This window comes from Vibrio marinisediminis, from assembly GCF_014050145.1.
Classification (GTDB): domain Bacteria; phylum Pseudomonadota; class Gammaproteobacteria; order Enterobacterales; family Vibrionaceae; genus Vibrio; species Vibrio marinisediminis.
The window spans coordinates 32,528-50,813 of the sequence record NZ_JACFYF010000006.1 but is presented as its reverse complement, the minus strand read 5'-3'; the positions used below and the strand labels follow the sequence as shown (position 1 = coordinate 50,813).

The window sequence follows — 18,286 nt, the reverse complement described above, 5'->3', positions numbered from 1 at the left end:
TAATTTATATGCGTTAGCTCTACCTCAATAAGTGTGGTTTTTGAAAACTACATCAAATTAACGCTTTTAATAGATAGGGAAGTAATTTTCTCAAAGATGGTAATTAAGAGAAATAGCATCTCTGTAATCTTTAGTTGCAGTAACTGTGGTGTTAAATTCTTTTCGATCGTAAGCGCAGTATATTTATTTAAATATCAGTAGAGGCTAATTTTATGGGTATCGCGAATCTAATTGCTTCAATTAATGCTATTGAGAGTCAATCTCTAGTCATTGGCTTAGATGGAAGCGTAAGACTTATTCAACTAGGTGAGAAGGCACTGCCCGGAGAGCTGGTCATCAATCTAGACCTGACGGGGAATAAGAGTGCAGAGCAATTGCAAGCTGATGTCCAACAAGTCTCTGCAGACGGCGATATAATTGATGTTACTCAGGACATTGATAATATCATCAGTGCGATTGAACAAGGCGAAGACCCTACCTTAGCGGATCCAGAACTCGCGCCGGCTGCGGGTGAGACACAAGGTTCAAGCCTTGGGCTCTCGGGAACTATTGGACGAGACGGTGCCGAATCTCAAGCTGAAACACTTTTCGTCACTGAAGCAGGCCGTACGTTGGAGTTCTCACGCACTCAGAGCTTAAGCTTATTTGAACTATTATCATCAAATCAACCGCCTATTATAGAGCGTGATAACATCACTTTTGATTTTAAGTTAACGCAAGGCGACATGACACTTAGCGGTGGCAATAACGAGAAATGGGATGAAGTGGATTTATCCGCAAGCTTTGCTGGCAGCCCTGGTGCCAATGTAACCGTAAATGATGATACAGGTCGTTTAGGTATTTCTGATGGGGCAGATAGAGCCGGTCCAGTAGATCAAATACAGTACGACCGAGAAAGTGGTACCTCAGAGAAACTTAGTATTAAATTACCTAGCCCAGCGACAAGTGGTAGCTTCTTAGTCTCTCGTTTATTTGCAGACGAAGGTGAGGGTACCAACAATCATGAATCGGGTTCATGGGTCGCAAAATTGAACGGCGTGGTTGTGGCCAGTGGTGAGTTTGATGGTGAAGATTTAGGGCGAGGTAATCGCGGTGAATTCGATATCGATACGGGCGGTTTTGCGTTTGATGAAATTGTATTTTCCGCCAATGAATATAGCCAAGGCCTTCAGGGCGATAAGGATAAAGACTCATCCGATTACTTTGTTGAAGGAATTGAGGTCGAGGCTTCAAACAACTTTGCGGTGTTAGAAACGACGGACCCAAGCAATCCAACCAGTTTAGAAATTCCTCAATCAACTATTTTTAGTCAGTTAGATTATAGTAACAATCAAACCTATCAGCTGACGGCAAGCTCTTTAACTAACTCAGCCGCAGGGGTTGTGGTTATTGAGAATGGTAAAATTGTATTTAAAGCTTCCCCAGGCTTTATTGGCAGTACCACAATCGAGTTTGAAATTACGGATCAAGACAATAATGTTCAACATGGCGTTATCAATGTTGAAGTGAAAGAAACACCTGAACCTGCCACGGTTGAAACCTTGACTGCTGAGCAAGTTGCAGTATCCGAAGGTGATGATTTGTTGTTCACGGTAGAGCTCGATAAAGTCACGTTATCAGAAACGACGCTCGCTTTTCAAATAACGTCATCGGGTGGTGATATCCTCAATGATATTGATTTAGATAAGCTCACGTTTACCAATGGCGTTAAATACACAGTAAACGCTGATGGTACTGGGCAATTAATTGTTCCAGAAAGTGTCGGTGAATTTGAAGTTTACCTACCGACGAATGATGTAGGTGACGGAAACCGAGAAATATCGCTTGTGATTGCAGGTCAAGAAAGCAGTTCTTATTTAGCCGATGACATTAAGACACTCAGTCATACCGATGTAGCAACTGACGACGCTGAGTTGATCATCGCCAGTGATCAAGATGATGTTCTGGATGCACTAGGTGGTAATGATATATTAATTGGTGGTCTAGGAAATGATGTGCTTATAGGTGGTGATGGTGATGATATTTTCAAATGGCTAGACCAAACTCAAACTCGAAATGAGCATGATATCGTCTCTGATTTTGAGCTTGGTGCGGACAAAATTGATGTGTCAGAAATCCTGAGTGATGACATGAATCTCAACACGTTACTTGGCTCAATTGATATTGTTAAGCAAAACGACAACAGCTTGAATGTGACACTTCCTTCCGATGGTGGTGATAGCGTAAGCATCACGCTGAAAAATGATGCAGTAGCCCAATTCGACATTTATCAATCAGGGCAAATATCAGGCGATGCATTGAACAATTTAGTCGCGGATATTTTTGTCAACATACCCGACTGATATGTAGCCACGCGTATTCAAAATACAAAGGACCTTATGGTCCTTTTTTTGTGGGTAACTTATTCATAATTATATCTTTAATTCAAATATTCTTAATTTCGAGATGATAATTTAGTTAATAATAACAGCGTATTAGCTTTTACCACTTGAGAAGCTGTTTATTGCAAGCCAACACACTCAGTATGGTCGAAGATATCCATGTTTACGCTACGTGTTGCAGTGCCAATTCATAACTTCTCATGACGGTTTTGAAGTGATGACCTCCGTATTGTTACGACATAAACATGACTCTGGAACGATACCAATATTAAGGATGATTAAGTGACTAACCAAACTGTTAAACAACCTGATAATTACAACCCGTTCGCCACTAAAAATGAATCAGTGTTGTTACAAAATACCAATCAAGCCCCAATAGCGGTGAATGACCCACAAGAGTACCGTTTGGTTCAAGGGGATATGACGGCGAACCGAGTCGGTGATAGTGTTGGCTGGGATGAGGTGACATTGGCTGCCTCTTATGGTGATCAAAATGCAACGATAACAGTAGACCGTAGTGACCGACTTGGTATTGCTGACGGTGCACCCAAAGCTGGACCGGCAGAGCAAATCCAATACGATCGTGAAAGTGGTGTGTCTGAAAAGTTGAGCGTGCAATTTGACCGAGCCATGACCAGTGGAAAATTCGCCATTAACCGATTATTTGCCGACGAAGGTGAAGGCGGCAGTAACCATGAAGCTGGGACATGGATTGCTTACTTAAACGGTGTTGCGGTTGCGAGCGGTTATTTTGAAGGTACCTTCAAGGGACAAAAAGGTATCTATGATATTGATACAGATGGTCGTGCCTTTGATGAAATCGTCTTTATGGGAACAGAGTATTCGAATGGTATTCAAGGGGATCCTACAAACGACTCATCCGATTATTATCTAGCCGGTGTTGATGTTTCATCAGACGGTTCATACGCCGTGAATCAAGGCGAAGTGTTGCGTGTGTCTATCAGTGAGTTGCTCGCGAATGATAGTGATGCCGATTTAGATACGCTGACGATACAAGATGTTAATGGGCGAGAGCATGGTATTGCTCGTATTGATGGTGACTATGTAGAGTTTGACCTTAATGATGATTTTGTCGGCAAGACAGAGTTTAGTTATCAAGTGACGGATGGCAAAGGTGGGGTTGATACAGGACTAGTGAGTGTTATCGTGAACCCGGTGACTCCAGAGGCGACAGTTGAAGATATCATCTTGCAAGACAGTGCGGTAAAAGAGGGAGAGACTCTGCTGTATAGCGTGACGCTCGATAAAGTGACGTTAACTGAAACGCTATTCAATTTTGCGCTCACCGCTGAAAACGGTGCCAGTATCTATGATGTAGATTTAGCTAATCTCAAGTTCAGTCATGGTGTGACGATGAATGAACATGGGCAGCTGGTTGTACCTGAAGGTGTTCCATTTTTTGAGGTATACCTTCCAACTGTTGATGATTTGGAAGCGGAACAAAGAGAAAGCTACCGCTTAACGGTGAGTAATGAATCTGCGCTTGGAGACATTATTGATAACGACTATATCACTATAGATGTTGACTCTTCTGGAGACCGAATAGATACGGTCCATTACATGCAGGGACATGGAAAGTACCTCTGGTCTGCTTCTGCGGCTGAAATAGGGCAGGTCCCAATATACAAACTGGGTGATTATAATGATGAGCAGGGGCTCAATGTCAAAGTCGGTGGCGGCGGTGATGATGTCTTTCTAGGTGCTGGCGATGACTATATTGACCTTGGTGAAAGTCACGCAAAGTTAGATGAAAATACACACGCAGAGGCGAATCAGCAAAGAGCAATTGATAGTGTTACTAATTTTATGTCTGGCTCTGATGGTGATCAGCTAATCGCAGCGGCGTGGGGGGAAGACAGCGCCCTCAACACTTCGGCGTTAAGCAATGCCTATCTGGATGTCGCCCATGCTGGTGGTGGTGATGATGTAGTGTTGGGTAAAGGTGGCGCGGATGCGATATTTGGTGGTTCGGGTGATGATTCACTTTACGGTGGTAATGGTGTAGATGGGCTTCGTGGTGGTTCAGGTCATGACACCCTTGATGGTGGTACGGGCGAAGACATTTTAATCGGTGGTTTAGGTAACGATATTCTAACTGGCGGTCTTGACGCTGATATATTCAAGTGGGTCGACCAAAGCAATGCTTTAAGAAATGATCAAGATGTCGTGACTGATTTCGAAGTGGGTAAAGATAAGTTGGATATTTCCGATCTACTTTCCAGTGACGTGTCGATGCAAGACTTACTTGACAGCATCGTGATAGAAGAAGTTTCAATCGATGATATCAAAGTGACATTCGATAATGGTCTTAACACCGATATCTCAATTACCCTTGAGAACATCGCAAGTGATGTGAGTGGCTTCGAGAACGGCTCTCTTTCTGGAGATAGTGCTCATGCGATAGTCGAGTCATTATTTACCAATTTGCCAGACCAGTACTAATAAAATGGACGATGGCTGATAAAAAAAGGACCTTAAGGTCCTTTTTCTATTTTTACTTGCTTAAAGTACTTTACAGGCAAAGCCCTTTAGGTAGAAGCCTTCTGGGTAAGCGGTGTCGGTAGGGTGGTCAGCCGCTTGTTCAAAGCGTTCCACGAACTTCACTTGACGACCAGCATCGACCGCGGCATCAGCAATAATTTTCTGAAACAGGTTTTGTTCCATTAATCCTGAGCATGAGTAAGTCAACAAAGTGCCGCCAGGACGAAGGATCTGCATTGCCAGCATATTAATATCTTTATATCCACGACATGCACCATTGAGTTGCGCTTTGTTTTCCGCAAACTTAGGTGGGTCCATGATCACTACATCAAATTTCGTACCTTGATCACGGTATTCGCGTAGTAGTTTAAATACATCGGCGTTCAAGAAGACCGCGCGTTTCTTTGAAATGTCGAATTCATTTAACTCTGCGTTGAGTTTTGCTGTATCGAGAGCGGGTTGCGATACGTCGGCATTGATGACACGCTTCGCTCCACCCTTAAGTGCATACAGACCAAAACCGCCAGTGTATGAAAAACAGTTAAGTACATCTTTGTTATTCACATATTTCATTGATTGAAGACGACTATCGCGTTGGTCTAGGTAGAAACCTGTTTTATGGCCGCCAACGATATCAACGCTGATTTTTACGCCGTTCTCTTCAATAACAACCGATTTTGGTGGTAATTGACCATGCAATACCCCCGTTGTTTCTTCTAAACCTTCTTTCTTACGCACAGCGACATCTGAGCGTTCATAGATATTGGCTGTTGGGAACACTTCGATTAGCGCATCCACCAAGTGTTGCTTTTGGTATTCAGCGCCCGCACTCAATAATTGGCATACAAGGTAATCTTGATATTTATCGATAGTAATACCAGGTAAACCATCAGATTCGGCTGCGATGAGGCGGTAACCGGTTAGACCATCACGCTCAATAACATCTTCACGCAGCAATTGCGCTTCACGGATTCTTTTGACAAAAAAGTCACGATCAATTGATTGTTTTTCAAAACTCCATACTCGCGCACGGATTTGCGAGTTTGGTGAATAGGCCGCTTTTGCTAACCACTGACCATCATTTGCAAAGACATCGACTGTCTCACCTAATTGTGGCTCGCCTTCCACACGGCTAATGCCGCGAGAAAAGATCCATGGGTGCTTACGTCGAAGGGATTTGTCTCGACCTTTTTCCAGGTAAATTGCTGGTGTCATTGTGATACTCAAATGATTGTCTTGAAAGGAGGGGTATTGTCAGTGAAGCGAAAGGGAAAATCAAATAAAAGCGCTGAGATGGTACTTCTGTTTGACACGAGTAGCGTCAATGGCGCAAGGCATTGGCATTTATGGCTACGCTGTGACTAAACTAGAGCTTATAAGTTGCCCTGAAATGCGAATGCATTCGCGTTTGTTATTGTTTGGCTCATTAGCTTGTAGGTTACGTATCGGAATTTCAGGCGTGATAGAGTCGTTAGTAAGGAGCCTAGTATGGAACATCAATGTATTAAATTTAAGGTTTCGGGCAGAGTGCAAGGAGTAGGCTTTCGTTATCATACCGCTTATTTTGGATTGAAAAATGGTGTGACAGGTTACGCCAAAAACCTTTGGGATGGCGATGTTGAAGTGATGGTGTGTGGTGACAAAACACAAATTGCTAAGATGGAAGCGTACTTACACCAAGGTCCTCCGAGTGCCAAAGTCGAGTCTTTGCTAAGCGAAATCGTTGAATTTAAATCTTATAAAGGGTTTGAGATCCTGTAGCTAGGCTACAGGATAAGTATTATAGGCACTTAGCTGGTTTAGGTAGCCCAGCAAGTTTAGTTGCTTGCTTAGCCGGACCTTCTTTAAACAGTTTAAAGAGGTACTTGCTGTTACCTTTCTCTGGTCCGTGAGACTTTTCCATCGCTTTAACCAGCATCCGAACAGCTGGCGATGTATTGAATTCTTCATAGAATTCACGAACAAAATGCACAACTTCAAGATGTGCTTCAGTTAGCTCAATACCTTCTTGTTGAGCAAGAAGAGCGATCATGCCTTCTTCCCATTGAGTATGGTCTAACAGGTAACCTTGAGCATCGGTTTCGACCTGCTTTCCCTTGTATTCAAACATCATGATTATCCAATCGATAAGATTAGGGTTAGGTTAGCTTAGCAATTCGTTATGCTCAACAAAAAAGCCCGATGGAGAGTATCCATCGGGCTTTTTTTAATCAAATATACATTAATCGTTGTTCATGATGCCTAAGATACTTAGCAGGCTAGTGAACAGGTTAAGGATATTTAGGTACATAGAGATCGTAGCGCTAACGTAGTTAGTCTCTTCACCACGAACAATACGGCTAGTATCAAACAGAATGAAACCGGAAAATACCAGTGCAGACATGCTGCTAATTGCAAGTTGACCTAGGGTAGAACCAACAAAGATATTGATGATAGCAGCCACAATAACGATGATTAGACCTGCAATTAGGAAGTTACGCATGAAAGAGAAATCTTTCTTACTACTAATCGTGTACGCAGATAAACCTAGGAATACCATGCCAGTTAGACCAAGCGCTTGTGCGATAATAGAAGGACCATTCGCAATTGACGCGTAGTAAGTCAGCATTGGACCTAAAGCACCGCCCATAAGAGTCGTAAAGACGAAAGTCCACACAATACCCATAGAGGAATTAATACTTTTAGGCAGAGCAAAAAATAGAATGCCGATAGCCGCAACTTGCATTACTAGCGCCATCATTGGAGAAATGCCAATAGCCATTGTGACCATAGCTGCGATAGCACTTGTTACTAGCGTCATCGATAGCAAAAAGTATGTATTCTTAAGCGTCTTATTGATCTCAAGAGTTCTAGGAGCACTTGTAGATCGAGTAAACATAGGACTGTTCATAGTCTTCCTCGTTGGGGTGTTATGCTTTATAACTACATTTATGAGGTTGTTTGACTAAAAGATCAAGTCCCATTCAGTAGTTATCAAAATAATAATAGAAATACGCGCTGAAGTATCTGCAAAGATGTAACACAATTTAACCAATCAAAGCGTTACAAGCGCAATTTATCGATTACTAGCCGTTGCGTACTACAGATAAACTAGTTCAAATTCATAGGATTAGTTTACCTTATATAATAGGAAAGGGCACTGTTTAGTGCCCTTGAATTAAAGACTCATGCCTATCTTAGTGATGTAGGATCTGAGCAAGGAAGTTTTGCGTTCGATCTGATTGTGGATTCTCAAAGAAATCGATTGGATTGTTTTCCTCAATGATTTCACCGGCATCCATAAAGATAACTCTGTCTGCCACCTCTTTAGCAAAACCCATTTCATGGGTCACGCACAGCATAGTCATCCCTTCATCAGCGAGTTCTACCATTACATCAAGTACCTCACGTACCATTTCAGGATCGAGTGCCGATGTTGGCTCATCAAATAGCATTACTTGTGGGTTCATGCATAAAGAGCGAGCGATTGCCACACGTTGCTGTTGACCACCAGAGAGTTGACCTGGGTATTTATCGGCTTGATCTGGAATTTTAACGCGCTCCAGATACTGCATTGCCACTTTCTCTGCTTCTTCTTTTGGCATTTTCTTAACCCAAATCGGAGCTAGAGTGCAGTTCTCTAATACCGTTAAATGTGGGAACAGGTTGAAGTGTTGGAAACACATACCCACTTCGCGGCGAACTGCCTCAATATTCTTCAGGTCTTCCGTCAGCTCATTGCCTGAAACAAAGATGTGACCACGTTGGTGCTCTTCTAAGCGGTTGATGCAGCGAATCATGGTTGACTTGCCGGAACCAGAAGGTCCACAAATAACAATTTTTTCGCCTTGCTTAACTTGAAGGTTGATGTTTTTCAGTACGTGGAACTCGCCGTACCATTTGTTCATGTCGTTAATTTCGATCATGTAGTCTTGTTGTTGCGTCATAATACGTCCTTGAATACAAAAATTATCGTTTGTGACCGGTATGGAGTTTGTTCTCTAGCCATATCGAATAACGCGACATGCCAAAACAAAATACCCAGAACACTAACGCGACAAATACATAACTCTCGGTTGCAAAACCTAACCACTCGGGGTCAGTATTTGCGGATTGACCGATACCCAGAACATCGAACATGCCGATAATTAGAACCAAACTGGTATCTTTAAATAGACCAATAAAGGTGTTAACAATAGATGGAATAGTGATCTTTAACGCTTGAGGAAGAATGATTAAGCCCATTTTTTTCCAGTAGGTCAGGCCAAGCGCATCAGCGGCTTCATATTGACCTTTGGGAATCGCTTGTAAGCCACCACGAACCACTTCTGCCATATAAGCTGAGGCAAACATCACCACACCGATTAAAGCACGGATGAGTTTATTGGTTTCCGAACCTTCAGACAGAAACAGTGGCAGCATTACCGATGCCATAAAGAGAACCGTGATCAGTGGGACGCCACGCCATACTTCAATGTAAACGGTACAGATACTACGGATTATTGGCATATCTGAACGACGACCAAGTGCCAATGCGACACCAATAGGTAGCGATACCACAATACCGACAAGCGCAATGATCAGTGTTACAAGCAAGCCACCCCATTTATGAGTTTCAACGACTTCTAAGCCAAATACGCCACCATATAACAGCGCTGCGGCAAAAAATGGATAGATGTTGACGAAAACTAACCAAATCCAAGTGCGTTTAGGAGTCCTCTCATAAGCCAACAAAGCAGTGAAAATTGCTAAAGTTGCGTAGAACAGGCGAGGGCGCCATAGCTCAGCTTCTGGGTAGAAACCAAACATGAACTGTTCCCATCGCACACTAATAAATACCCAACATGCCCCTTCGCGGCTGCAGTCGTTGCGCGTTGTTCCGACCCAATCTGCGTTAATTAATGCCCAGTCTATAAGTGACCATAAACCAGAAAAAGCGAGGTAGCCCAAGATAAGTGTGACGACCGAATTAACAGGTCCATCAAATAAATTACGTCTAAACCATCCTATAACCCCAACAGTGTTTGATGGTGGTGGTAAGTCTGGTTGAAATTGATGTGTACTCATATTATCTCTCCACCAGCGCTACTTTACGGTTATACAGGTTCATCAGAGCAGACGTTAATAGGCTGAGTGTTAGATACACGCCCATCGTCATAGCAATGATTTCAATTGCCTGACCGGTCTGATTCAACGTTGTACCCGCAAAGACGGATACGAGATCCGGGTAGCCAATGGCCATTGCAAGAGAAGAGTTTTTAGTCAGATTAAGGTATTGACTGGTCAATGGCGGGATAATGATCCGCAATGCTTGTGGAATAACCACCAACTTCAGCGTTTTAGAACGAGGCAAGCCAAGAGACATTGCAGCTTCGGTTTGACCATGGCTAACCGCATTAATACCCGAGCGTACAATTTCAGCAATAAAGGATGCTGTGTAAATGCTGAGCGCAAGTAGAAGCGCGGCTAGTTCAGGAATGATACTGATACCGCCTCGGAAGTTAAATCCCTTCAATTCAGGGTATTGAGCTGAAATTGGCGAACCCATGATAAAGTAAACGATTAGCGGTAAAACAATGATTAACGCAAAGGCGATGCGAAACATTGGTGTCTGCTGACCGGTTAACTTTTGGCGATTTTTAGCCCAAATATTGATCACAATCGTTGCGATGATACCAAGCGCCAAAACAGCTAATACAACCATTGCGCCTTGTTCAAGTATTGGAGCAGGGAAGTAGAGTCCACGAACATTAACAAAAATGGCTTCACCTAAACTGAGGCTTTGTTTGGGTGATGGCAAAGCCTGAAGAACTGCGAAATACCAAAAAAAGATCTGTAAAAGCAGTGGTATATTTCGAAATATTTCGATGTAAACAGCGGCTAAGCGGCTAACGAGCCAGTTGGACGACAGTCGAGCGATACCAATGGCAAAGCCTAATACTGTCGCAACGATAATACCCAAAAACGATACTAATGCAGTATTGATTAGTCCGACCCAAAAGGTACGACCGTAAGAGAAGGTTTCATCATATTCAATCAGAGACAAGCCAATCCCAAAGCCTGCTTCTTGATTTAGGAAACCAAAACCTGTGGCGATGCCACGAGAATCTAAGTTGGTAAGTGCATTGTTAACAATGGTGTAAATGAAAAAAGCTAGTGCACTAACAGCAATAATCTGAAAGATGACTGAGCGAAAAGTGGGATTATAAATAAGGCTTGTTCCAGAAGCCGGGGCTTTGGTTGCCTCACTAATAGTAGGTTTCATACAGCAGTAACCTCTAATCCGTCGATATTATGAATGGGCGGCACAAGACCGCCCATTTGTTTAGATGTTGTCGTATTTATCGGATTGGTGGCGCGTACATGAAACCACCTTGGTTCCAAAGTGCGTTTACGCCACGAGAGATCTCTAGTGGAGATCCTTCACCTACCGTGCGCTCGAAGCTTTCACCGTAGTTACCTACTTGTTTGATTACTTGGTAACCCCAATCATCCTTAAGACCTAAGCTCTTGCCTTTAGGACCATCAACACCAAGAATACGTTTGATGTTTGGATCTGAAGATTTCACCATCTCGTCGACGTTTTTAGAGTCAACACCATATTCTTCTGCGTTGATCATTGTATTTAGCGTCCATTTAGCGATATTGAACCACTTGTCGTCACCTTGGCGAACAACAGGACCTAGAGGCTCTTTAGAAATGATTTCTGGTAGAACGACAGCTGAACTTGGATCTGCTAAGTTTAGACGCAGTGCGTACAGACCTGATTGGTCAGTTGTTAACACGTCACAGCGACCAGAATCAAAACCGCTAGAAGTTTGTGCTGCGGTATCAAATACCACTGGCTTGTAGCTCATACCACTGTTACGGAAGTAGTCAGCAAGGTTTAGCTCAGTCGTGGTACCTGATTGAACACACACTGATGCGCCATCAAGCTCTTTCGCACTTGAAATGCCAAGGTCTTTCTTGATCATAAAACCTTGACCATCGTAGTAGTTCACACCAACGAAGTTTAGACCTAGCGCAGTATCGCGATGTAGTGTCCATGTGGTGTTACGTGAAAGTACATCAATCTCGCCAGATTGAAGCGCAGTAAAACGCTCTTTTGCTGTTAGCGGTACATATTTTACTTTGGTCTTATCACCCAAAACTGCAGCAGCAAGAGCCTGACAATATTCTACGTCAATCCCTTCCCATTCACCCTTTGAGTTCGGGTTTGAGAAACCCGGTAGACCAGTACTGACACCACAGCTTAATACGCCTTTTTCTAGAACTTTATCTAGTGTAGCTTCAGCAGCAGATGCTGAAGTAGACGTAAATGCGGTAGATGCAACGATGACTGAAGCAAGGAGCGATAGTTTATTTTTCATGTGTATCCTTCCTGTAGAATCCATGTTAAACCAGGTGACACCTGATACAACGAATGTAAGTAATATTGTGTTTATTAATTATGTTGGCTTTACAAAGCTGTAAAATTACACAGTTCAGTAAATCAACTAGTTATAAGACTAGGAAAGGATCTGCATATTCTCAAATGTATAATTTAAAAAGATTTTTGATTAGAATCACAATCCTAGGCACAAATAGAATGACGAAGTGTTAATTAATTGTAAATACCGCGTTGGTCTCATATTTATCAATCAAGTCAGAGATCTATGAAACAGGCATTTAATTGGCGCAATATACTTGTTAAATAAACGTTAACAATAACGATCTGTTATCAGTCTCTGAAAATTCAGAGTAATATGTTGATTGTTATCAAGGTGAGGGGTGAAATGCAGTACTTTCCAATGTTTCTAGATCTTAAAGGTAAGCCAGTCTTAGTCGTGGGAGGCGGAGAAGTCGCGTGCCGAAAAGTTGAAACGCTCGTAAGAGCAGGTGCAATAGTGACGATTATTTCTCCCGCTATCGAAGATTTTCTGCAAACACTTGTGAGTCAAGGTGAGTGCCAGTGGCAGCAAAACTTCTATTCCAATGAAGTCATGGATTCGAAGTTTGTTCAAGTTTGGGCGACAACGGATAACCCTCAGCTTAACCATCAAGTTTATCGAGATGCGAAGAAGCGCGGCATTCTAGTGAATGTAGTCGACGATCTACCGTATTGTGATTTTATCACGCCTTCAATTGTTAACCGTGGGAGAATACAAATCGCGATATCCAGCGGTGGAGCGTCACCAGTCTTGGTGAGGAACATTCGTCAACAATTTGAGTATGTCCTGCCACAGAACTTAACTTTACAAGCGGAATTTGGTGCATCAAAGCGTACTGATATTAAGCAAAAACTGCCTAGTGTGGAATTGAGGCGTAAGTTTTGGGAAACGTTTTTTGACCTTCCGCTAGTGGAATCGGCAACGAATCGGCAGCAGTTAGAGGCTCAATATCAACACCTTCTTAGTGACAATGTCACTGACAAGGGCTCAGTGACTTGGATTGAGTACGGTGATGATTTTGAATTGTTGTCGCTAAAAGCGTTGAGGTTAATGCAGAAAGCGGAACTGGTGCTTTATCCTCAGCAGTGCCCGTTTGTATTTGTTGATAGTGTGCGTAGAGATGCTGAGCGCATTGAATTTAGTGATGAAGCCCGTCTGGGTGAACAATTAAAAATGGCCATCGACGCCAAGCTTAGAGTCGTTGTCTTCATTGCTGAAAAATCGGCAAAATATAATTTGCTGATAGGCAAAGATTTAAGGTTGTCTTTAGCGAAAGCATAAAGAAGCCCGCCGAATGGCGGGCTTCTGCTATTTCATACGTGACAAATGTTTACATTAGTCACGGAAGTTTTCGTATTGGAACGGTTGACCAAGTTCAGCTTCACGAATTAACGCGATAGCAGCTTGTAGGTCGTCACGCTTCTTACCGGTAACACGAACTTTTTCACCTTGAATCGATGCTTGAACTTTCATTTTTGCATCTTTCAGTGCTTTAACCACTTTCTTAGCGGTTGGGGTATCAATGCCTTGCTTGAATACCACAACTTGATGCCAGTTCTTACCAGTTGCTTCAGGCTCTTTTGCTTCCATTGAGTTCGCATCAACACCACGTTTAGTTAGGTGGCTACGAAGAATGTCACGCATTTGCTTCAGCTGGAAGTCGCCTTCCGCACTGAGTTTTACAGATTCATCTTTTTGTAGCTCAAACTCGGCAGCTACGTTTCTAAAATCGAATCGAGTTGTTAGTTCGCGTTGTGCGTTTTCAATGGCATTACGCAGTTCAACTGCATCAACTTCAGAAACAATATCAAAAGATGGCATGTAAATTTCCTCTAAATTTAAGGGCGCGCTTTAATAGCGTTCGCCAATAGTTCCAACATGGTTGCAGTATCTTCCCAACTTAAACAAGGGTCGGTAATAGATTGACCGTAGGTTAGGGAGGATAAATCATCCATTGGCTGATTGCCTTCAACAATGAAGCTCTCTGCCATTATACCTGCAATATAAGTACTGCCAGATTTAATCTGTTCGCAAATATCTTTTGCGACATCGATTTGTTTTCTATGTTGTTTTTGACAGTTTGCATGACTGAAATCTACCACAAGTCGTTGCGGCAGGTCGAACTCTGCAAGCTGATTACAAGCAACTTCGATTGATTGAGCATCAAAGTTTGGACCTTGATCGCCACCACGAAGAATCACGTGACCAAATGGGTTACCGCTTGTACGGTAAACTGTCATACGACCATTTTTATCTGGCGAGTAGAAGTAGTGCGAAGCTTGAGCTGCGCGAATCGCATCAATAGCGATTTTAATGTTGCCGTTAGTGCCGTTTTTGAATCCAACTGGGCAAGAAAGCGCAGAGGCCATTTCTCGGTGAATTTGTGATTCGGTGGTACGAGCACCAATTGCGCCCCAAGTAATGAGATCGGCAATGTACTGGCCAGTGATCATATCAAGAAACTCGGTAGCCGTTGCTAAACCAAGTTTATTGATATCAAGCAGTAGCTCGCGAGCTTTGTTCAGACCCGCTTCAAGTGCGTATGAACCATCTAAATTTGGGTCAGTGATTAAACCTTTCCAACCTACAACGGTACGTGGTTTCTCAAAATACGTGCGCATGACAATAAACAGTTCGTCTTTGTACTGTTCTTGAACCGCGGCAAGGTGTGTTGCGTATTCAAGGGCGGCTTCAGTGTCATGCACCGAGCATGGACCAACGATTACAAGAAGACGTTGATCCTGGCCAACCAAAATACGTTCAATTTGGCGGCGTGAGTTTGCGATACGATCGGCGACATCATCCGTAATTGGGTAAGTGTGGCTCAACTCAGCCGGAGTCGGCATTGGACCTATAGCTTGGGTTCTTAATTCGTCGGTTTTAAGTGGCATACTGCAGCCTGTTCTTTAATTACGAAGCGCTAAATATAACGGAAACACAATGAGGTATAAACCACTTCTACAAAATCTTAAGCTTTAACTTATAACAAAGTAACCAAAGTAAGTCTGATGGAGTGACAATGTAACCGTTTAACTGCGTGTAACTCTCAATAATGTTAATGGTATGTTGACATTGTATCAAAACAATATACAACTAGGTTATCGCTAACACATCTGACCAGTTGATTATGAATGCAATGTTGTCTCCAATTCGCAAAGCGAATTTTTATTTGTCGAGTTTTGGTTTCTTTAAAGTGCCGTTTATTTGGCTGTCGCGCCCTAAAATTATTAGCCTTGATGAGAACAAAGTTGAAGTGATCATCCCGCTTCGAAGAAGAACCAAGAATCATCTTAATAGTATGTATTTTGGTGTATTGGCTGTGGGGGCGGATGTTGCTGGCGGATTTATGGCAATGGGCAAAGCACAACAAAGAGGAAAAAGGATTTCTTTAGCTTTCAAATCAGTCAAAGGCGAATTTTTAAAACGCCCGGAAGCTGATGTGCTGTTTACTTGTAATGATGGCAAGCTAATCGATGAGATGCTTGACGAAGCCATTGCAACTGGTGAAAGGGTGAACAAAGCGGTCACAATCACCGCCACCTGTCCATCACTTCATGGTGATGAGCCGATGGCGGTATTTGAACTAACATTGTCAATCAAACAATCTAAACGTTAAGCGATTCTAATGAGACGATTGCTTAAGGGAGCGGAGCTTGAGGATCGATATCTACCCGTTCAATTGCCACTATTTTTGTACGGTTCAAAATTATCTTCCAGCGATAGTAGCGCGGTTTACCGTCAAGTCGGTCTTCTTTGGCGATTAAGTTCAGTAGATGACGCTTCTCAACCGATTCACGGCTAACTTGACCATTATTGAGTAAGTAAACACGGTTGGAACCTTTGTCCATCAAGCGAGTGATAGTGCGCATGCTGACAAACATGGATTCACGAGTTTCTTCATAGCCACTCATAAAGCGAGAGGTAGCCATCTCGGTTTCAGAACGATAGTGAAGGATTTGCTCTTCACGCTGCGCAGTCCGTTTTTTGCGAATATACATGATTCGATCTGGCAGCTTATTGAGCGCAAGGTAATCAAGCCATTCGGTTTTTTGTCCTACGACTTTGTTGGTGGTTGGATCGCTGTAACGCTTTTTCCAACGCGGTTTGCCTTTACGGAACCATCGCCACAACACATCACGCAGGTCATCTTTAAAGATTTCTCTTAACGCATAAACAAACGACATCGCCACAATGAATGAGGCGGTGATCTCTCCCCAGTAATCTCGTGCAAGGATTGCTGTGGTGGTGACAAATACCATCACAAAGCCTGTGGCAAGACCTTTCACAATCCGTTTCATGTTTTTACCCAGTGACGTGGTGCGTTCTTTAAGAATGATAGGGTGCTCAATCAAACGGCGCAGTAAGCGCATTTTGTTGCTCATTCTCGTTACGTCGTCACGTGTGGCAGGAGAGTTGTAGTTGTTAAGCTTTCGGTGCGCTTTCTCTTTCTCAACAATAGTAATTAAGCGATCTTTAAGTGTTTTGTATTCACCGTCACGTGGCATATGTGAAACAAGAGAGAGAAACTTTTGCTCGGTATACCAGGATAAATAGTTATCGATATTGGCGTAATAGCGCTTTAGGTTTTCTTCGTAAGGAATACCACGGCGCAGTTTTTTTAGAATATCAATGGCAAGTTCAATGACCGCATCGATTTCTTCATCAGTGACTGAGTCTGTTTCGTGTCGATTTAATTGATTAACCGCTCTATCGAGTGCAATTACATATTGATAGGCGAACAGGCTCAAACTCACACGATACTGAGTTGTGGACAGTCGTCCTCGCTTTGCTAGGCGACTATGGACCAATGGCAACAGAATTTTGTCACTGTAATAGGCACGTTTTTGTACAATAGACTCGTAATAAAACTCAGTCTCTTTTAATACATCTGGGTTAAGACCAAGCTCACCAGGAACGAAGAAATAAAGATCAAGATTAGCCTTTTTGCTGGATGCCATCGAATGGGAAATCTTGAGCGTGATGCCGTCCTGCTTATCAACGGTGATCAAGGGAGTGCTCCGGAGGGAAAAAAGTTCGAATTATCTGGCGCAAGCATACCAGAGTTTCGCTATAATCGCCTCAAATTAAGTGTTACAGAGAAAAAATACAATGATTAATGTCGGTCAAGTAAACCACCTAGAAGTTGTGAAAAATGCTGAGTTTGGCGTTTTTCTTGATGCGGGTGAATTTGGCACCACTCTTTTACCTAAACGCCATGTTCCTGAAGGAATTCAAGTAGGTCAGTTTATTGATGCATTTTTGTATTTTGACTCTGACAATCAACTAGCGGCCACAACAGAAACGCCAATCGCTCAAGTTGGTGAATGGGGTTTAATGCAGATCGAAGGTGTGAATAACACGGGTGCGTTCGCTAGTTGGGGTATTAAAGAAAAAGATCTTTTGATCCCATACAGTGAACAGCGCGGTCGCTTGAATGTTGGTCAATCTATTCTCGTGTACGTATACACGGATAAAGCCTCTGGTCGTATCGTCGGCACGACTAAATTCAATAAGTGGCTAGATAAAACTCCAGCAAATTACACCGCTAACCAGCAAGTAGATTTAATTATTGCTGAACGTAGTGAGTTGGGTTTCAAAGCCATTGTGAATGGTGAACACTGGGGTATGATTTTTAGCTCTGATGTGTTTGGCAAACTGTTTGTTGGTAAGCGATTAAAGGGCTATGTGAAGGCGGTACGCGAAGACGGTAAAGTGGATCTCTCTTTACAAAAAACTGGTGTCGCGAAAATGGATGACTTGAGCAGTAAAGTTATTGAATTGCTTGAGAAGAAAGGTGGCTTCTTGCCATTGAATGATAAATCAGCACCAGAAGCGATTTTTGATGCTTTCCGTACCAGTAAAGGGACGTTTAAGAAAACCATCGGTGGTTTATATAAGCAAGGTAAAATTACCATTGAAAAAGATGGTATTCGCTTAAACTAGCTTCCCTTGAAGCGCTAGGTAATTAGCGTAGATAAAAGAAGGCCCAGATCT

General features: G+C 42.8%; 16 protein-coding genes. 6 read left to right on the top strand and 10 right to left on the bottom strand.

All coding sequences use genetic code 11. The features are described from left to right. Window positions 1–212 precede the first annotated feature (212 nt). Both H2O73_RS11310 and H2O73_RS11305 read left to right on the top strand, forming a co-directional pair. Entirely contained in the window at window positions 213–2,342 is a 2,130-nt protein-coding gene (locus H2O73_RS11310) for a M10 family metallopeptidase C-terminal domain-containing protein (RefSeq protein ID WP_182108959.1), read from the top strand. Between the two features lie 321 nt (window positions 2,343–2,663). Further along, window positions 2,664–4,844 (top strand): Ig-like domain-containing protein, encoded by a 2,181-nt coding sequence (locus tag H2O73_RS11305; protein WP_368737159.1) that lies wholly within the window; start codon window positions 2,664–2,666, stop codon window positions 4,842–4,844. Between the two features lie 60 nt (window positions 4,845–4,904). On the opposite strand, the gene H2O73_RS11300 is transcribed toward H2O73_RS11305, so the two are convergent. Continuing rightward, window positions 4,905–6,098 (bottom strand): class I SAM-dependent methyltransferase, encoded by a 1,194-nt coding sequence (locus H2O73_RS11300; protein ID WP_182108958.1) that lies wholly within the window; start codon window positions 6,096–6,098, stop codon window positions 4,905–4,907. 273 nt (window positions 6,099–6,371) lie between these two features. Here H2O73_RS11300 and yccX point away from each other — a divergent pair, with 273 nt between their 5' ends. Continuing rightward, window positions 6,372–6,644: an acylphosphatase gene (gene yccX, locus H2O73_RS11295; RefSeq protein WP_182108957.1), complete on the top strand. Its 273-nt coding sequence runs from the start codon at window positions 6,372–6,374 to the stop codon at window positions 6,642–6,644. A 19-nt stretch (window positions 6,645–6,663) separates the two neighbouring features. Here yccX and H2O73_RS11290 read toward each other — a convergent pair whose 3' ends face one another. The 6 genes from H2O73_RS11290 to H2O73_RS11265 all read right to left on the bottom strand — a co-directional run bounded on the left by H2O73_RS11290 (window position 6,664) and on the right by H2O73_RS11265 (window position 12,232). Beyond that, the gene (locus H2O73_RS11290) at window positions 6,664–6,993 is read right to left on the bottom strand and encodes a TusE/DsrC/DsvC family sulfur relay protein (protein ID WP_182108956.1); all 330 of its coding nucleotides are present in this window, start codon (window positions 6,991–6,993) and stop codon (window positions 6,664–6,666) included. 111 nt (window positions 6,994–7,104) lie between these two features. After that, entirely contained in the window at window positions 7,105–7,773 is a 669-nt protein-coding gene (locus H2O73_RS11285) for a Bax inhibitor-1 family protein (RefSeq protein WP_182108955.1), read from the bottom strand. Between the two features lie 286 nt (window positions 7,774–8,059). Beyond that, complete coding sequence (locus H2O73_RS11280; protein WP_182108954.1) at window positions 8,060–8,809, bottom strand: amino acid ABC transporter ATP-binding protein; 750 nt, start codon at window positions 8,807–8,809, stop codon at window positions 8,060–8,062. 22 nt (window positions 8,810–8,831) lie between these two features. Further along, complete coding sequence (locus tag H2O73_RS11275) at window positions 8,832–9,929, bottom strand: amino acid ABC transporter permease (protein WP_182108953.1); 1,098 nt, start codon at window positions 9,927–9,929, stop codon at window positions 8,832–8,834. Window position 9,930: 1 nt separating this feature from the next. Next, a complete protein-coding gene (locus tag H2O73_RS11270; protein ID WP_182108952.1) occupies window positions 9,931–11,127 on the bottom strand; it encodes an amino acid ABC transporter permease in 1,197 nt (398 codons plus the stop codon). A 76-nt stretch (window positions 11,128–11,203) separates the two neighbouring features. Next, window positions 11,204–12,232, bottom strand: a complete 1,029-nt coding sequence (locus H2O73_RS11265) for an amino acid ABC transporter substrate-binding protein (protein ID WP_182108951.1) — start codon at window positions 12,230–12,232, stop codon at window positions 11,204–11,206. Window positions 12,233–12,637: 405 nt separating this feature from the next. Between H2O73_RS11265 and H2O73_RS11260 the strand changes: the two genes are divergently transcribed. Beyond that, window positions 12,638–13,573, top strand: a complete 936-nt coding sequence (locus H2O73_RS11260) for a precorrin-2 dehydrogenase/sirohydrochlorin ferrochelatase family protein (RefSeq protein ID WP_182108950.1) — start codon at window positions 12,638–12,640, stop codon at window positions 13,571–13,573. Window positions 13,574–13,627: 54 nt separating this feature from the next. Here the strand turns inward: H2O73_RS11260 and H2O73_RS11255 are convergent, their stop codons facing one another. Both H2O73_RS11255 and H2O73_RS11250 read right to left on the bottom strand, forming a co-directional pair. After that, window positions 13,628–14,113 carry a YajQ family cyclic di-GMP-binding protein gene (locus H2O73_RS11255; RefSeq protein ID WP_182108949.1) on the bottom strand — a complete coding sequence of 162 codons (486 nt, stop codon included), beginning with the start codon at window positions 14,111–14,113 and terminating at the stop codon, window positions 13,628–13,630. A gap of 17 nt (window positions 14,114–14,130) precedes the next feature. Further along, entirely contained in the window at window positions 14,131–15,183 is a 1,053-nt protein-coding gene (locus H2O73_RS11250; RefSeq protein ID WP_182108948.1) for a 3-deoxy-7-phosphoheptulonate synthase, read from the bottom strand. A gap of 245 nt (window positions 15,184–15,428) precedes the next feature. On the opposite strand from H2O73_RS11250, the gene H2O73_RS11245 reads away from it, so the two are divergent. Continuing rightward, window positions 15,429–15,908 carry a PaaI family thioesterase gene (locus H2O73_RS11245; protein ID WP_182108947.1) on the top strand — a complete coding sequence of 160 codons (480 nt, stop codon included), beginning with the start codon at window positions 15,429–15,431 and terminating at the stop codon, window positions 15,906–15,908. Window positions 15,909–15,930: 22 nt separating this feature from the next. Here H2O73_RS11245 and H2O73_RS11240 read toward each other — a convergent pair whose 3' ends face one another. Next, entirely contained in the window at window positions 15,931–17,301 is a 1,371-nt protein-coding gene (locus H2O73_RS11240) for a hypothetical protein (protein WP_182108946.1), read from the bottom strand. A gap of 100 nt (window positions 17,302–17,401) precedes the next feature. On the opposite strand from H2O73_RS11240, the gene H2O73_RS11235 reads away from it, so the two are divergent. Then, complete coding sequence (locus H2O73_RS11235) at window positions 17,402–18,235, top strand: CvfB family protein (RefSeq protein WP_182108945.1); 834 nt, start codon at window positions 17,402–17,404, stop codon at window positions 18,233–18,235. Window positions 18,236–18,286 lie beyond the last annotated feature (51 nt).

Coding starts and splice junctions, on each gene's coding strand:
- H2O73_RS11310 (WP_182108959.1), top strand. CDS start 213: ATGGGTATCGCGAATCTAATTGCTTCAATTAATGCTATTGAGAGTCAA.
- H2O73_RS11300 (WP_182108958.1), bottom strand. CDS start 6,098: ATGACACCAGCAATTTACCTGGAAAAAGGTCGAGACAAATCCCTTCGA.
- yccX (WP_182108957.1), top strand. CDS start 6,372: ATGGAACATCAATGTATTAAATTTAAGGTTTCGGGCAGAGTGCAAGGA.
- H2O73_RS11290 (WP_182108956.1), bottom strand. CDS start 6,993: ATGTTTGAATACAAGGGAAAGCAGGTCGAAACCGATGCTCAAGGTTAC.
- H2O73_RS11285 (WP_182108955.1), bottom strand. CDS start 7,773: ATGAACAGTCCTATGTTTACTCGATCTACAAGTGCTCCTAGAACTCTT.
- H2O73_RS11280 (WP_182108954.1), bottom strand. CDS start 8,809: ATGACGCAACAACAAGACTACATGATCGAAATTAACGACATGAACAAA.
- H2O73_RS11275 (WP_182108953.1), bottom strand. CDS start 9,929: ATGAGTACACATCAATTTCAACCAGACTTACCACCACCATCAAACACT.
- H2O73_RS11270 (WP_182108952.1), bottom strand. CDS start 11,127: ATGAAACCTACTATTAGTGAGGCAACCAAAGCCCCGGCTTCTGGAACA.
- H2O73_RS11265 (WP_182108951.1), bottom strand. CDS start 12,232: ATGAAAAATAAACTATCGCTCCTTGCTTCAGTCATCGTTGCATCTACC.
- H2O73_RS11260 (WP_182108950.1), top strand. CDS start 12,638: ATGCAGTACTTTCCAATGTTTCTAGATCTTAAAGGTAAGCCAGTCTTA.
- H2O73_RS11255 (WP_182108949.1), bottom strand. CDS start 14,113: ATGCCATCTTTTGATATTGTTTCTGAAGTTGATGCAGTTGAACTGCGT.
- H2O73_RS11250 (WP_182108948.1), bottom strand. CDS start 15,183: ATGCCACTTAAAACCGACGAATTAAGAACCCAAGCTATAGGTCCAATG.
- H2O73_RS11245 (WP_182108947.1), top strand. CDS start 15,429: ATGTTGTCTCCAATTCGCAAAGCGAATTTTTATTTGTCGAGTTTTGGT.
- H2O73_RS11235 (WP_182108945.1), top strand. CDS start 17,402: ATGATTAATGTCGGTCAAGTAAACCACCTAGAAGTTGTGAAAAATGCT.